Source organism: Clostridium sp. AM58-1XD (genome assembly GCF_003464085.1).
Taxonomy (GTDB): domain Bacteria; phylum Bacillota; class Clostridia; order Lachnospirales; family Lachnospiraceae; genus Lachnoclostridium_A.
Genome location: NZ_QSDR01000023.1, coordinates 61961 through 77381 on the forward strand (window position 1 = coordinate 61961; position 15421 = coordinate 77381).

Annotated in this window: 17 protein-coding genes; 9 read left to right on the forward strand and 8 right to left on the reverse strand. The window is 45.6% G+C overall.

Annotated elements, in window-relative coordinates; all coding sequences use genetic code 11:
• Positions 1-3 precede the first annotated feature (3 nt).
• Positions 4-585, forward strand: coding sequence for a hypothetical protein (locus DXA13_RS14430; protein WP_118245366.1), 582 nt, complete (start codon positions 4-6; stop codon positions 583-585).
• On the opposite strand, the gene DXA13_RS14435 is transcribed toward DXA13_RS14430, so the two are convergent.
• Positions 565-1536: a restriction endonuclease gene (locus DXA13_RS14435; RefSeq protein ID WP_118245368.1), complete on the reverse strand. Its 972-nt coding sequence runs from the start codon at positions 1534-1536 to the stop codon at positions 565-567. The two genes, DXA13_RS14430 and DXA13_RS14435, sit on opposite strands and share 21 nt — an antisense overlap.
• Positions 1537-1635: 99 nt before the next feature.
• Between DXA13_RS14435 and DXA13_RS14440 the strand changes: the two genes are divergently transcribed.
• From DXA13_RS14440 to DXA13_RS14450, 3 genes are all read left to right on the forward strand, one after another.
• The gene (locus tag DXA13_RS14440; RefSeq protein WP_347559873.1) at positions 1636-1992 is read left to right on the forward strand and encodes an MmcQ/YjbR family DNA-binding protein; all 357 of its coding nucleotides are present in this window, start codon (positions 1636-1638) and stop codon (positions 1990-1992) included.
• Between the two features lie 171 nt (positions 1993-2163).
• Positions 2164-2394 (forward strand): hypothetical protein, encoded by a 231-nt coding sequence (locus DXA13_RS14445; RefSeq protein WP_118245370.1) that lies wholly within the window; start codon positions 2164-2166, stop codon positions 2392-2394.
• A 56-nt stretch (positions 2395-2450) separates the two neighbouring features.
• Positions 2451-3158: a hypothetical protein gene (locus DXA13_RS14450; protein WP_118245371.1), complete on the forward strand. Its 708-nt coding sequence runs from the start codon at positions 2451-2453 to the stop codon at positions 3156-3158.
• Positions 3159-3284: 126 nt separating this feature from the next.
• Here the strand turns inward: DXA13_RS14450 and DXA13_RS14455 are convergent, their stop codons facing one another.
• From DXA13_RS14455 to DXA13_RS14475, 4 genes are all read right to left on the reverse strand, one after another.
• On the reverse strand, positions 3285-4001 hold the full coding sequence (locus DXA13_RS14455; RefSeq protein ID WP_118245373.1) for a DUF5131 family protein: 717 nt from the start codon (positions 3999-4001) through the stop codon (positions 3285-3287).
• Between the two features lie 578 nt (positions 4002-4579).
• Entirely contained in the window at positions 4580-5443 is an 864-nt protein-coding gene (locus DXA13_RS14465; RefSeq protein WP_118245375.1) for a response regulator, read from the reverse strand.
• Positions 5444-5518: 75 nt separating this feature from the next.
• The gene (locus tag DXA13_RS14470) at positions 5519-6211 is read right to left on the reverse strand and encodes a histidine kinase (protein WP_181995689.1); all 693 of its coding nucleotides are present in this window, start codon (positions 6209-6211) and stop codon (positions 5519-5521) included.
• A 223-nt stretch (positions 6212-6434) separates the two neighbouring features.
• Positions 6435-7193, reverse strand: coding sequence for a cache domain-containing protein (locus DXA13_RS14475; RefSeq protein ID WP_118245379.1), 759 nt, complete (start codon positions 7191-7193; stop codon positions 6435-6437).
• Between the two features lie 195 nt (positions 7194-7388).
• Between DXA13_RS14475 and DXA13_RS14480 the strand changes: the two genes are divergently transcribed.
• The 5 genes from DXA13_RS14480 (at position 7389) to ugpC (ending at position 12495) form a co-directional block, all read left to right on the forward strand.
• Positions 7389-8666 carry an extracellular solute-binding protein gene (locus DXA13_RS14480; protein ID WP_118245381.1) on the forward strand — a complete coding sequence of 426 codons (1278 nt, stop codon included), beginning with the start codon at positions 7389-7391 and terminating at the stop codon, positions 8664-8666.
• A gap of 66 nt (positions 8667-8732) precedes the next feature.
• A complete protein-coding gene (locus tag DXA13_RS14485) occupies positions 8733-9614 on the forward strand; it encodes a sugar ABC transporter permease (protein ID WP_118245383.1) in 882 nt (293 codons plus the stop codon).
• Positions 9614-10444, forward strand: coding sequence for a carbohydrate ABC transporter permease (locus tag DXA13_RS14490; protein ID WP_118245385.1), 831 nt, complete (start codon positions 9614-9616; stop codon positions 10442-10444). Before DXA13_RS14485 ends, DXA13_RS14490 begins: the two co-directional genes overlap by 1 nt.
• 129 nt (positions 10445-10573) lie before the next feature.
• Positions 10574-11341, forward strand: coding sequence for a (S)-ureidoglycine aminohydrolase (allE, locus tag DXA13_RS14495; protein WP_118245387.1), 768 nt, complete (start codon positions 10574-10576; stop codon positions 11339-11341).
• Positions 11342-11385: 44 nt separating this feature from the next.
• Positions 11386-12495, forward strand: a complete 1110-nt coding sequence (gene ugpC / locus DXA13_RS14500; protein ID WP_118245389.1) for a sn-glycerol-3-phosphate ABC transporter ATP-binding protein UgpC — start codon at positions 11386-11388, stop codon at positions 12493-12495.
• 77 nt (positions 12496-12572) lie between these two features.
• Here ugpC and DXA13_RS14505 read toward each other — a convergent pair whose 3' ends face one another.
• The 3 genes from DXA13_RS14505 to DXA13_RS14510 are packed head-to-tail and all read right to left on the reverse strand — an operon-like array spanning position 12573 to position 15280.
• A complete protein-coding gene (locus DXA13_RS14505; protein ID WP_243009155.1) occupies positions 12573-13709 on the reverse strand; it encodes an enolase in 1137 nt (378 codons plus the stop codon).
• Positions 13670-13858: a hypothetical protein gene (locus DXA13_RS21945; protein ID WP_243009156.1), complete on the reverse strand. Its 189-nt coding sequence runs from the start codon at positions 13856-13858 to the stop codon at positions 13670-13672. The genes DXA13_RS14505 and DXA13_RS21945 overlap by 40 nt, the downstream gene beginning before the upstream one ends.
• Positions 13859-13867: 9 nt before the next feature.
• Positions 13868-15280 carry a DUF4147 domain-containing protein gene (locus tag DXA13_RS14510; protein ID WP_118245391.1) on the reverse strand — a complete coding sequence of 471 codons (1413 nt, stop codon included), beginning with the start codon at positions 15278-15280 and terminating at the stop codon, positions 13868-13870.
• Positions 15281-15421: the final 141 nt, after the last annotated feature.

A 15421-nucleotide genomic window follows, 5' to 3' on the forward strand; every position in this document is an offset into this window, starting at 1 on the left:
GCAGTGATAAAAGATAAGAGATATATTCTGCCTGCGGCGTTTGTGCTGTGCCTGTACGTAAATGCCGGGCTGCTTCTGGCATCGATGAAACATCCTATGTTTTTTGCAGCAGGAATCGGTATCAATATCATTCTTGGTCTGGCAAACTGCGTAATGGCCTTTGTATGGTGCAGGCAGAAAAATGAAGAGTTTCTGATGGATTCCATGATGATTATGAAATATGGAATCATGCCCTTTTTTATAGTCTATTTTCTGATTGCGTTCGTACTTGGCCTGGTGATGGTGTTTATCGCAGGACTGATCCCTGCAATGCTGTTTATGTGGATTGATTACTGCATTCTGTTTGTCGGAACGATGTATGCGGTTTCCTACATGATTGCCATGGTGAGAAGCGGCCGGATGACGGCTCTCGCCGCAGTCTGGCATGCGCTCCTGCAGTTTGTGTTCGTACTGGATGTGGCTGATACCGTATACCTTACGGCGTGGAAAAGGCGCAGAGGTAGGAAGGCGTTGGCTGTTTCCATGTCGGTCAGCGCCTTGATTCTGATCTTATTCTTTCTTTCTTCAACTGCCAGACCTGCCTGATCTGGCCTTCTGGTATTTTTTTAGAAGTCCACAGATGTGGCTGTAATCCTGAAGGCTGATCTGATGCTGGAGTCGTTCCTCCTGGATTAATTTATGGACATCTTTTGTAAAGTAGGAAGTAGTAGCTACGATGCTGCCTGTGTACCGCCCCATGGTCTGGGCGCCGTACAGTTCGCGGATCACAGAAACGCCTACGGGCCTGTTGGGCGCGTACTTTTTGCACTGCACTGCAAAGAGAAAGGCGCCGATATCAGAATGTGTTGCCAGGAAAATGTCAACGCCGCCGTCGTGAGCTGCCGGTGTGAGGGAAACGTCATAGTTCAGCTTTCTGTATAATTCTGCCATGACTTCTTCAAACTGGCGGGGACTGAGCTGGTGAAGAAGGGATGGATTGGCTGCCAGCTCTTTCATCAACCGCTCGTTGACTTCTGAAACATCCACCTTGATCTGCGCCATGATCTGTGAGCTGTCGGACGTGATGGTCCTTCCATACTTATCCACAATGCAGCTTTGCGACAGAAGGCTGAAAATATCGGTTTCATCCGACGATTTTGCTAAATATTTCAGTTTCCGGCGCAGTCTTCTGCGCAGTCTCGGGTCGGAACGGATGAATTCGATCAGCAATGAATAGGAATCTTCTATAAAGAGGTCCGTAAGTCCGCGATCATCAGCAGGTATATTCTCGATCTGGTCACTTAAGGGCAGGGTGGGAAGTTTAGACATTCTGCGCAGATAATCAACAGAACGGTGTTTAGACAGCACCGTGATTAATCCTTTCGTCTGCAGAGAGCCCATAGGAGGATATTTTTCATACATAGTTAGAAATACATTCTGGACGATATCATCGGAATTATCCCGTGGAACGCCGCAGCTGACTGCGATTTTTTTGATGAGCTGGCTGTAATGAGAGAACGATTCCGGCGAAAAGAGATCAACTGTATTTTCATTCATAATAAATCCTCCCTGTCTGTATGAAAATCATGAATTTATCTGCAGAATATGATTATCTGATATTAATATAAAGCGTCTCAGGAGATTGGTAAATAGAAAATGGAAAAGAAAAATATAAAACAGATGAAGACAAAGCAGGATCTGATTCAATACTGCCTTACCCTCAGAGATGTATATGAGGATTATCCGTTCAGGGATCAGGAATGGGCGGTAATCAGGCATAAGAGCAGCAAAAAGGTATTCGCCTGGATTTACAGGAGAAACGGCAGCGTGTGCATTAATGTGAAGTGTGATCCGGAGTGGGTGGATTTCTGGAGAAAGGCGTTTTCCGGTGTTCAGCCTGGTTATCATTTGAATAAGAAATACTGGAATACGGTTATATTGGATGGAAGTGTACCGGATGGAGATATAAAACGGATGATCTCTGAGAGCTATGACCTTACAAAGACGAAATAGCTCACATTCCATATATTTCGGGCAGTCTGTTTACGGTTATTTTACAGAAAAAAGATAACAGGTTTAACGGATAAAAGCTAAAATTATCTGGTATAAATGATATCATTCCGGCATATATTATTATGCTGGCGAGGGGACAGTCTGACGAATTATGTATGGAGATGACGAATTATGACACAGCTTGAGTTTGTAGCAAAAATAGGGAGTGATTCCCTGAATATTGTAAGGATTTATTCCAAGGGACATCTGACGTTGGAAGAAATGGCGGGGATTTTGGGGAAGGACAGGACGGAGCTGATCAGGCAGTATATGGGAAGCGTGATTCCGTTCTGGAAGCCTGGTGCTGAAAAACAGGGAACGGCCTGCCTGCTGGAAAATTCATTGACTGAAGGAAGAGGATGAATCTTCATGGATACAACAGGGAGTAGCAGAAAAAGATTTTACAAAGGAGGATGTGTATGAAAAGAAAACTTTTATTGACAACAGCATGTTCGATGGTCCTGTCAGCTGCGTTATCATTCGCTTCGTTTGCGGCATGGCAGCAGGACGGACAAGGATGGCGCTGGCAGAATGCCGGCGGAGATTATACGACAGGAAACTGGCAGTGGATTGACGGCAACGGAGATGGAACGGCAGAATGCTACTATTTTGATCAGAACGGATATCTGGCGGTCAATACAATTGTCGATGGAAGTGAAGTAAACGACAGCGGGGCATGGACGGTTGACGGGCAGGTTCAGACGAAAGAGATGAAAAAGGCTTCTGATGATCCGATGGAAGGAATCAGCAGCAGCAGCACCTGGATGATGATTGGGTTTACCGTGAATGATCTGGGTGACAGGTATGAAGTGACTGGAAATGTCTACGATGCCCAGGTTTACGGAGATTATTCCAATATGGTGGGTTCAGACGGTGAACCCGAGGACTATGCAGAGCTGGATACGGGCATCCGTAAAGCGAATGTGACGATTTATGTACCTAAGGGGATTTCAGTCGGCCTTTGGCCGTCAGGAGAGTTCTGGAATTACACGGCTTCAGAGGCGGGGAGTGTATCGGATTTGCTGTATGGCAATGCGAGTCGCCCGTGGGGCATGATTTTTACATTTGAGCTGGACGGCAATACGGTTTCGGAAATCTGCGATTGTTATCTGAACTATGTGAGCTGACAGACAATCATACGATTCATAGATAGAAGGAAAGAACCATGTAAAAAAGAGAGGGTGCTGCGAAATTTACTTTTGCAACACCCTCTTTAATACATGTTATTAAGAAATAAACTGAAAAATGGGGCCTCATATCGTCTGAAAATTGATATTGGCCTTCTTGGCCTGACTGCATAAATCGCGGACGTTCAGCTTATATTTTTTACCGTCTTTAATAAAATGTGTCCCGCATTGCCGGAACTCAAAAGGGACATTGCGTTCCACACACTGCCTGCGGATATTCAGTACCCAATCATAATCAAGAGGACGAGCATTTTGATCGGATTCGCCGCCGACTACAACCAGTTCAATTTTATCTAAATATGGCTCAAGATTTATGGATTCTATCAAAGGTTGGCAGATTATATTTTTGTGCTTAACGGGCAGTTCATTAAAGATCGATAATCTGTAATCCGCCCGGTCCTGATTTTCGACCGTGCACCCTATCGTAACATTTTCATATCCATAGTTCCAGTCGTCAGGAATACATTCCATAAAACGTTCAATTCGTTTCGTCAGAAAAATGAAATGCAGGTCAGAACGCTCCCGTATCATCTGCCAGCATTCGCTGCGCCACAAATCAGCTTCTTCAATTAGAAAGTCAGTAGAAAAGCAAAGATAAACTGTCTGTCCCGATTTCATCTTATATTCACCCGATTTATTCTTTGCGACGGGGGCATAAAAGTGATCGGTTTTATTAATTTTATTCGTATCAATTCCTCTTTTAAAATCACCTTTATGAATATAACAGAACTTGCAGCCGTCGCTGTGTCTGCGGCATCCACGCCACGGGTTCCACATAGCCATATCGCTACCTCACTTCTCCTACGTTTGCTTTCACTTATCTATTATATACAAATACCCGAATAATGCAAAACTATTTTTCCGGCAGGACCAGCAGCACTGTCCATAACATGCATTGCAGCGGCTGCAATAATAATTGTTGTTGTCACCCATCATAACTTCAACACGCCTTATTCTCAATGGATCATTTATGAGTATATACTCATCCGCTATTATTGTATGGGTGGGACAAGAAATAGTGCCTTCAGAGGACGATGCTCAGAGACGGCGAAGGATGTTCCGTCAACCAGACTGCACATCAGAGAACACCTTTCTGTAATGGGATGGACTTGTTCCTGTGAGATCCTTAAATGCCCTGTTAAAGTGGGCAATATCCTGATATCCGACAGACTGCGCGATCTGACTTATTTTACATGAGGAATGAATTAAGAGCTCTTTGGCTTTTTCAATACGGACGTTCCTGAGACAGTCACGAAAGGTGGTTCCCGTCTGGATTCTGAACAGACGGCTGAAATAGTTTGGATGAAGATGAAACTGGCCTGCGACGTCTTCCAGGAGCAGCTCCGATTGGTAATTGTTGTTTATATAAGCACCGCTTTGTTTACAATATGGTTTTCGTTTGCTTCACATAGAGCCTGCAGCTTTTCCGTGTATTCACCTATAATCCGGATAAAGTGAACTTGAAGCTGGGACAAGGTAGGCATGTTCTTTATACAACTTAAAACGTCCAGATCAGTCAGCTTGTAATCTGATATGATTTTTATCATACTGGAATTCCGGCGCATTAAATTGTAAATGAACTGGCTTAAAATATCTCTGATATCCTCCTGCGCAATCAGGTCAGGATGAAGGTGGGTAAAAAACTGATTCAAGGTATAAATCGTATGTTCGCGATCGGAATTAATCATATAGATCTGAGCCTTTTCCAGGAAATCATTCAAGGTGTTGATTGTTATAAATGGATTTTTGGCTGCGGGAATATCATAAAATTCAGGCTGGGACGAACTGGATTCCAATAACGAGGCAGGAAAGTTTTCTGCATTCAGCCCATCTGCAGAGACAGGAGGGATGGACTGCATGGAAGACAGGAGTTCGTCCAGGGTCTTTGTCAGCAGGGAGAAGTTAACCGGCTTGAGAAGATAGTCACAGGCGCCTGATTTCAGAGCGGTCCGGATGAGCGGATAATCATCATATCCGCTTAAAATAATCGTACTGCATCCATATCCGGCCTGTTTTAAGAGTTCAATCAGCCGTATTCCGTCCAGCATGGGCATTTTTATGTCGGAGAGGAGAATGTGAACAGGCGTTTTTTTCATGATATTAAGTGCCTGAATTCCATGTTCGGCCGTATGAATATGGAATGTATCGGGGAAGTTTTCAGAAATAAACCGGGAAAGTCCTTCCAGAATCGTTATATCGTCGTCGGCAATCAGCAGATGTATCATAAAAGAGTCCTCCTTACTGTTTGATTGGGATACAGATGGTTATGACGGTTCCTGTTCCGCAGATGCTGGTTACTTTTAATCCGTAGGCTCGCCGTAATACAGGGACAGACGACGGCTTATATTCTTTAAACCGATGGAAGAGGAAGAAAGAGAGGTATCGTTAAGCCTTTTATTCAGGGCGTCCAGCTCGCCTGGAGAAATGCCGTTTCCGTTGTCGGATACTGTGAAATAAAGCCGGCCGTCCTCCTGGTATCCTAAAATGTCAATATCGATCCGGCTTGATTGATTCATTCCATGGACGATGGCATTCTCTACAAGGGGCTGGAACAATAGTTTTATCGTTTTAAAGGACAGGAGCTCATCGGGAACACAGATATTCGTATGAATTGCATTTTCATAGTGATAGGACATGAGCGTAATATATTCATTTAGACGCAGGAATTCTTCTCTCAGTGTCACTTCCGCTCCTGTATTACGCAGCCCGTACTGCAGGTTGTGTCCCAGGAGCTCCGCCATTTCCGAGACCTTGTAATCCTTATTGATATAAGCTCTCATACGCATACATTCCAGAGTATTGTAAAGATAATGAGGATTGATCTGTGTCCTCAAAAGCTGAAGTTCCAGGTCCCTTTCAAAAATATCCTTTCTCAAAATTTTATTGACGAGAAATTCGATGCGCCGGCTCATTTTATTGAAGGCGGACGAAAGCATGTAGAGTTCCGGAGAAAGATTTCCGTCTTCTACCGTTGGAAAACAATCTAATTCCAATTGATTGCATGCGGCGGCCAGCTGAGTGATAGGACGATTAATGCTCTGCAGAACGTGATGGAAAAAGAAGACAATGGACAACAAAAGTATGCTTAGAATTATAAAAAACATAATATGTATACCGGAAACGGCATATCTGATGTTATTGAGAGGTGTCTGTATGACAACCTGGTACGTGTCTCCCCTTGTGAGCTGGTACAGGCTGAATGAAGGACCTTCTTTTTTATAAAAAAGGCCGTTCCGTATTCGCCAGACGGCTTATGATCTCGGGGCTGGGGAACAGATCCCCGGCAATATAACGGCCGCCTTCCATGACAGCATATGTTTGGTTGGAAAATGGTTTTACTTTGGAAAAATATTCATCCAGGTCGGTACTGTAAATGCTCAGGACAATCAGTCCCACGGGACGGTACCGCTCTACATTCATGACAGCGCGGGCAATGTAATAACAGGAGGGGGAGTGATCCCCCTTTACCGCGTCTTTAATGGAGTTAACAGGAAAAAGGCAGGCGCCGCCTGAACGATTAAGGGCGTATTGAAACCATGGACTCTGTGAGGAGGCTTTTGTAAAAAAGTAGTCGATGTCATTTGCCTGGCAGTATATTCCATTTCCGTTTAAATCGTAAATACTGATTCCCTGGAGGGATTTATTATTGTTCAGGTGAGTGATAATATTATCGGCAATCAGCCGTGTTTCGCTGTAATTTGACAGAAAAGTATCGTGGGATAAGGAGGAATAAACCGTATTTTTATAGGAGCCGGGAATTTGGGTAATGGGAAATGCGGATAAATCGGCAATCGTCTCTGTTCTCATTGAGAAATTCTGCAGGATATAAGCGCCGGCGGCATTGTTTTGAGACAGATATTTCTGCAGCCTGTCCTGAACTGCATTGACAGCAGAGTATAAAAAGAATGTTATGACAATCAGACATTGCAAAAACGTGAGCAGTATAATTTTTTTTCTTATAGGCAGATTCCACATACGCTTCTCCTGTTGTAAGTATTTTCAAATATTATAAAATAAATAGATGGAAAATACAATTTATTCGAATGGAAATATCTGGTAATTAATGGGGCAATCTTAGAAAATGGCAAAATAAGTTCTTTGCGGGTATTTTTTTGCGAATATAAAAGCTTATAATAAAACCACCATAGAATATGCGGAGGAGGAAAGGAAATGAGCAGAAGAAGGAATATAATGATAGGAATCATGGCCGCAGCGTGTGCGGCATCGCTGATTGCCTGCGGAGGGAAAAATCAGGCGACAGGAACAGAAGAGCAGCGTCAGTCATCATCAGAGGAGCAGGTGGAACTGGATATGTTTTTCCTGAAACCGGAAAATATCGACATACTGGAGGAGATCGCTGATGATTTCACAGAGGAGCATCCGAATGTTAAAATCACCATGCAGCATGGCACAAAGGAACAGCTTCTATCCAGAATTGCCACAAACGATATTCCGGATATATTGCAGACGTGGCCGTCACAGACACTGTTTCAGAACATGATGGGAGAAGGGCTTCTGATGGACCTTTCAGAGCAGGAATGTGTTACCAGAATGCTAGAAAGCATCAGAGAATCCACAAAGCATGAAGACGGAAAAGACTATGCGGTATCGGTGACGATCAATTCCGGAGCGATGTTTTATAATCAGGGAATGTTTAAAGAGCTGGGGATCGCAGAGCCTGAGACGTTGGACGATCTGTGGGCGGCATGTGAACGCCTCAAAGAAGCAGGAGTGACGCCTTTTGCGTGCCCGGATAAAGATGTGGCTGCATTGGGAAATGTATTTGACCGCTTTATCGGTTCTAATATCGACCACGAATTCTACAAATTCAGTGAAAAGGTTGCGGCAGGTGAGGCCTCTTATAAAGACCATCCTGATTTGAGAAAATATCTGGAAGTCTATCTGAGGATTAGGGAGAATACGGACGGCAATTCTCTTGGAACTTCTCCTGATGATATGAAAAACGCGTTCGCGAACGGAAAGGCGGGATTCATTCTCGGAGGAACATACGACTTGTCCCTTGTACAGAGCCTGAATCCGGAAACAGAAATCGGCTGGATGTATTTTCCTGAAATTGTTGAGGGAGTGGAGCCATGGCCATGCGGTTCTGTGGATACGGCAGTGTCCGTCTCTTCAGGAACGAAGCACCCGGAGGAAGCTTTGGCATTCGTCGAGTATTTCGTATCTCCGGAGGTGGCGCAGAAATATGCGGACGCGGACAAAAATCCGAATCTGATCAAGGGCGTAAAGGTGGACGTACCTCAGTTTGAGACTTTGACAAAGGATATTGAGGACGGAAAATTTGCAAGCATGTCGGCAAATGAATGGCCGCCTTCCCTGAGAAATGAAACGGCCGTCTATGTGCAGCAGCTGATTATGGATAAAGATATCGAGGCGTTCCTGGAGAACTTCGACCAGGTCACAAGAGAATGCTATCAGAACCAATGAAAAATAACGACGCGCAGGGAACGAGCATAATAAAAAAGTGACGCGCAGGGAAAGCGGGGAGAATACATGAATGTAAAAGTGAAGTTTAACGGGAAGAAGCTGACACACGCGATGTTTGTAGCCCCCAGCCTGGCGCTGTACACCTTCTTTTCCATTCTTCCGATTCTGCTTGGGATTTACTACAGCTTTACCAACTGGAACGGGATTGCGAGAAAATATAAGTTTATAGGACTGGACAATTATAAGAGAATGCTTTCGGATGCCCGCTTTTTGCGCGCGGTCAGATTCAACGTGAAATATGCGGCTATGCTGATTGTCTGCATCGTGCTTTTGAGCCTCGTTATGGGAATGATGCTGAACAGGAACATTCCGGGAAAATCGTTTTTTCGGGCGGCATATTTTTTCCCGGCTGTTATCAGCCTGATTACGTCTGGGCTGATTTTCAACCAGATTTACGGATATGTTCTCCCGGAACTGGGGAAGATGGCCGGGATCGGATTGCTGGGAAAGAACATTCTGGCCTCGCCTAAGACGGCCATTTTTGGAATCCTTATCACCCATGTCTGGCAGGGGACGGCAGTGCCTACGGTACTGATCATGGCGGGGCTTCAAACAGTGCCGGAAGAATTAAAAGAAGCTGCAATGCTGGACGGAGCAACGCCGTTTCAGGTATTCCGGTATATCACGCTGCCGTTTCTGCTCCCTGTGATCAGCATGATCTTAGTGCTCGTTTTAAAAGACGGCCTGATGGTATACGACTATATTCTCACCCTCACTACAGGGGGGCCGGCCGGCGCTACGGAGAGTATTACCATGCTTTTGTTCCGCCAGGGATTCGAAGAGATGAAGTTCAGTTATGCCATATCACAGGCGATTACAGCAGCTGTTGTGATTATTGCCGTATCCGTTATGCAGATCAGTTTTACAAACAGAAAGAAGGTATATTGATGAGAGAGAAGAGGAGCATAAATATCTTTATCGCAGTTTTTTTGGCAGCTTCTCTGATCAATGTAGCTTTTCCCTTCTATCTTACGGTCATTACATCTCTGAAAACGAATTCTGAGATTGCCAGAAGCTTTTTTGCCCTGCCTGCTGCTCCTAATTTGGATAACTTCAGGACAGTGATTGGGAAAGGCAACTATTTCAGCTCGCTCTTTAATTCGGTCTTTGTTACTGTAACAGGATTGGCGCTCATGTCCCTGCTGCTGCCGATGGCAGCTTATCCGATCGCCCGGAATATGAAAAAGAGCAGATTTTACAGATTCCTCTTTTACTTCATGGTGGCCGGAATCTTTATTCCTTTCCAGGTGAGGATGATGCCTATGGTGAAGCTCATGAATTTCCTGGGACTGATGAATCCGGTCGGCCTGGTCCTGCTGTATCTGGCAGGTTCCACGTGCGAAGGAATATTTCTTTACGTAGGATATTTCGGTTCAATACCGACGGATTTAGAGGAAGCTGCCTATATTGACGGGGCGACTACGAGGCAGATATTTTTTAAAATTGTCAAACCGCTTCTGAGACCGATGACAGCGACTATTTTAATAAAAAACGGGCTGTGGATGTGGAACGACTATCTGATGCCGAGCCTCGTGCTCACAAAACCGGAATACTATACGCTGCAGCTGTTTCAGTACATATTTAAAGGGGAAAATATGACGGATTACTCCCTCGTGTTCGCTTCCTTCCTGCTGGGCATGCTTCCGGTCATGGTTCTGTATGTATTTATGCAGAAACGGATTATCGGTGGTATGATGTCGGGAGCGGTAAAGGGGTAGGGCAAGGCTGAAGTCTGAAAGGCGAAGGCAAAAAAGGCAAAGACGAAAAAGGTAAAGGCAAAAAGGTAAAGGCGCAAGGGCGCCTGAGAGGAAGGATGAGTAAAACAGAGAGGAGATTAAAAGAAAGACATGAATACATGTGCAGATATTTTGACGACGAGAGCAAAGGTGAAGAAGGGCTCCTATGCGCTGGTGCCGCCGGTCGGGCCTGTGACTAACATGATTCCGGAGATGGAAAACTGCCAGGTTTATATTTTAGCTGCCAGAGAATTGGGCGCAGATTTTATTCAGTATTATGTGCAGGCAGAGCCTGGGTGCGGTACCAACAGGATATTTGCAGGGGAAAAGGGGATTGAGGCGTTTGTATTTGTGCTGGAAGGCACATGTGTGATGAAATGCTGCGGTCAGTCCTTCCAGGCGGCAGGACACTCATTTCTGTCTTCCCCGCCGGGGGCTGGAATTGAATTTGTAAATGACGGCGACCATCCGGTAAAACTGCTGATTCAGACGAGGCGTTACATTCCGCTGGAGGGGACTCCGGTTCCTTCCGTTCTGTTCGGCAATGCGGACGATGTGGAAGCGGTCATGTGCGATGGAAAAGACGACAATGTAATTAGGGAACTGATCCCGCAGGATTTGTCATACGATATCCAGATGAGCGTCATCACTTTTTATCCGGGAGCCAGCCATACATTTTTGGAATGCCATTTTCAGGAGCATGGGCTGTACTGTCTGGAAGGCGCGGCCAGTTATATGATGAGCGACACATGGACGATGATAAAAAAGGACGATTTTTTATGGATCGGAGCGTTTGTTCCCCATGGATGCTACTGTGCCGGAAACCACGCATTCTCTTACCTGTATTCAAAAGTCGTAAACCGTACTCCGGCGCTTTGAGAGTGAGCTTTGGGATAAGGAAAGAAAGGGAAGGAGGAATATAAATGGCCGATATATCGCTGAAACATATTTGCAAGGTGTATTCCAACGGTTACGAGGCAGTAAAGGATTTTGACATGGAGATCAGGGACAGAGAATTTATCATTTTTGTCGGTCCCTCCGGCTGCGGCAAATCCACAACGCTGCGGATGATTGCCGGGCTGGAAGAGATATCTTCTGGAGAACTAAAAATAGGAGATCAGATCGTAAATAATATGGAACCGAAAGACAGAGACATTGCAATGGTCTTTCAGAATTATGCCCTATATCCCCATATGACCGTGTATGACAACATTGCATTTGGATTAAAGTTGAGACACATCCCAAAAGTCCAGATTGATCAAATGGTTCGGGAAGCGGCTAAAATTCTGGATTTGGAACGGCTGCTGGACAGAAAGCCGAAGGCCCTGTCAGGAGGCCAGAGGCAGCGCGTCGCGATGGGACGGGCGATCGTAAGAAAACCAAAGGTATTTTTAATGGACGAGCCGTTGTCGAATTTAGACGCCAAACTTAGAGTTCAGATGAGAAGTGAAATTTCAAAGCTGCATAAAAGGCTGGGGGCTACGATTATTTATGTTACACATGATCAGACGGAAGCGATGACTCTGGGAACGAGAATCGTAGTATTAAAGGACGGCGTGATCCAGCAGATCGATTCTCCTCAGAATCTCTACCATGCTCCCAAAAATCAGTTTGTAGCAGGATTTATCGGTTCGCCTCAGATGAATTTCATCGATGTGGTGTGTAGAGAGGAGAACGAGTGTTTGTCCCTTGAATGGAACGGAAATTATGTACGGCTTACCGGTGAAAAAGCAAAAGAAATATATAAAAAAGGATACGTGAACAGGCAGGTAGTCATGGGGATACGGCCGGAATATCTGACAAATGATGAAAAGGCTGTACAGGAGGCGGAGACCGTGTTTGAAGCCAGAGCCTGCAATTATGAATTACTGGGAGCAGAGGCGCTTCTCTACTGTGAAGCACAAAATATTTCTCTGACCGTTAGAGTCGGTTCTCAGACAGAAGTAAAGGAAGGGGATCGTGTAAGAATCGCTTTGGACGAAAGAAAAGTAAATGTATTCGATAAGGAATCGGGGGAAGCAATTGTAAATTGACGTATCTGGCAGAGAGTACAAAAGCAGAGGATCGCTTGACCGTGTTGACGGTCTCGCGATCCTCTGCTTTTTGCGAATCAGTCTTTCTCCCTGAACTTTAAAATCGGAGTAATATCAGACAGGCTGCATCCTGGATTCAAGTCGTGAACTCTCATTAAAAAATTCAGCTTGTCAATCCGTTCGCCGGAGCGGGGAGCGCCGTTTTTGATAAAGCCTACCTGCAGGCCGACAGCCAGATCCATGACCACGTCACCGATCACGCCTCCTGAACGGCCGGAAGGAGTTGCGATCAGCCCGCGTTCACTGGCATAAGAAAAGGTTTCCAGGGCTTCTGTTAATGTTCCGACCTGGTTAGGCTTGAGAATAAAACCGTCTATGGAATTGCTCTCGTATGCCCGTTTCAGCCTGTTCATGCTGGTTACGATGAAGTCGTCGCCCAGCAGATTTGTTCTTGTTATTTCCTGATGAGCCTTTTTAAAGCCGTCCCAGTCATTTTCATCCAGCAGATCTTCAATAAATACGAAATCATATTTTTCCGTCAAATACTTCGCGTAACGGATCAGCTCATCGCCGGATATGCGTTTCCCTTTCATGAGATATGTATCAGATTCGTTGTCGTACATTTCGCTGGAGGCGCAGTCGAGAGCCAGGCCCATCTGATCTTTGTAGCCGCAGTTTGCAATTGCTTCGGAGATCAGGTCCAGAATGACTTCCGGATCCTCAGAAGGCGCGGCATACCCGTATGAAGAGGCTGTCTCCGGTTTCTTTCCCAAATATCTGGTTAATACTTTTTCGAGCTCCTGGAACGTCATGATGCCCATTTCCACTGCATGTTCAATAGAGGAAGCGCCGTAGGGCATGATGATAAATTCGTTGAAAGGCTGGACCAGCCCGGGATAATGTCCGCCGTTAATGACGTTGAAGCTGGGGATCGGGATCGATTTTAAAGAGGTGCCTGCAATGTAGTCATACAGACTTTTGCGGCTGCAGCAGGCAGCGGCCCGAATCGCAGCGATCGATACGGAATAAATGGCATTACCGCCCAGCTTTCTTTTATCAGGCGTGCCATCAAGGCTGATCATGATATGATCGAGGGCGCTCTGATCAGTGACGTCTTTGCCGGTTAGAGCAGGAGCGATATACCGGTTTACATGTTCCACGGCTTTGTGAACGCTTAAACCGTGGTACTCTTTTGGATTGCCGTCCCTGAGCACCCGGGATTCGTATTTTCCGACGGATGAGCCTGTGGCGCGCAGCCACGGCCAATGTGGCCGTCGGAAGTTACGATATCCACTTCAACCATGGGACGGCATTTGCAGTCTACAATCTGCCGTGCATGCACGGATTTAATTGCTGTATTCATGTCTTCCTCCTATCCTTCATACTGATGCGGTTCAGGAACATACAGAATGTTGAAATCACACAGATTTGTTCCTGTGTTGCCGGTAAAGACGGTGTCTCCGATCTCTGAAAGCGCCTCGAAACAGGAATGCCCCCGGAGCGCAGAGTGAAGGTCTATACCCTTTTTGAGAGCGGTGGCACAGCTTGTGGAGTCAGTGATGCCTCCGGCTACAAAAGACGTGCCGTCCGTACCTTCTGAATCGATGGAAAACATACAGGCTCCTTTTGTTTTGGAAGCGGAGAGGGCGAAGCTGGCTGTCAGTTCCTGAGAGGGACCGCCGTGGCCAAGAATCGTGCTGTTGTCCAGGATCTCTGTCGTAACTTCACCGGAACTGAGGATCACGAGCGGCGGCTTTAACGGATTGCCGTAAGTCTGAATTTCCCGCGCAATCGAAGCAAAAAATGTGCCTGCGTCCCTGCTTTCTCCTTCCAGAAAAGAGGTCAGTATGACTGCGTTCAGTCCCAGCTCTTCGGCAGCTTTTTTGGCGCAGATACAGGAATCAGGAAGTGTATTTAAAAGAAAATATGTATTGTCGGGAAATGCTTTTGGAGTTTCGCATTCAGGACCGGCATTTGTCAGATAATCCACCACCGTTTTCGGAAGGCGGTCTGCAACATCGTATTTCTGGATAACGGCTTTGGCATCGTCCAGCGTCGTTTTATCAGGGCCAATTGGAGTGCTGGCATAGCTGGCGTAGGGGATACCGATATCTCCCGTAGCGGGAGTGCCAACGGCATCGCTGATTCCGAAGCCGATCATTTCGGCACCGGTCTGCTGAATACGTTTTGCGAGCATGCCGCCGTTCATCGCGGATATATGGCGGCGGATCGCGTTAATCTCATAAATATTAGCGCCTGATTTCAGCATAACATCAGTCGTATCGATCTCATCTTGAAGGGAAATTCCATCTATGGGACAGCTCATAAGTGCGGAGCTTCCGCCGCTGATGGTACAGATGAAGAGGTCGTCCGGGCCGGCACTGTCTACGAGTTCCAGAATTTTTTGGCATGCGCGGTATCCTTCTTCATTGGGAAGCGGATGGCCGCCCACGTATACATCGGTATGGCAAAAGACATCGGTATCTTCTGAAATTTTTACGATTATGATGCCCTGGGTCAGGTAATCGCCCAAAATCTCATCTACGGCCATAGCCATGTGATTGCATGCTTTTCCGGCGCCCAGTAGGTAAACGTGCCGCTTTTTAGATAAATCCCAGGAGCGGCTTCCGATATGCAGAACCGGCCCTTCCATGTGAGCGATACTTTTAATACGCTGATAAGAATCTAAATACTGCAAAGCTTTTTCTGCAATGCCCAGCACAATTTTTCTGGATTCGATGTCGCCATGAGAGCATAAAGCATTGCTGTTTCTGATTTTAATCATAAATTTCGTCTCCTGACTGAATATGATAGAGTGAATAATTGAGTTAAAGAAAATACAAATGTACTAAAATATACACAAAGTATAATGTAATATATCAATAAAGTCAAGAACTAATAATTGAAAATACAAAATATATCAAAG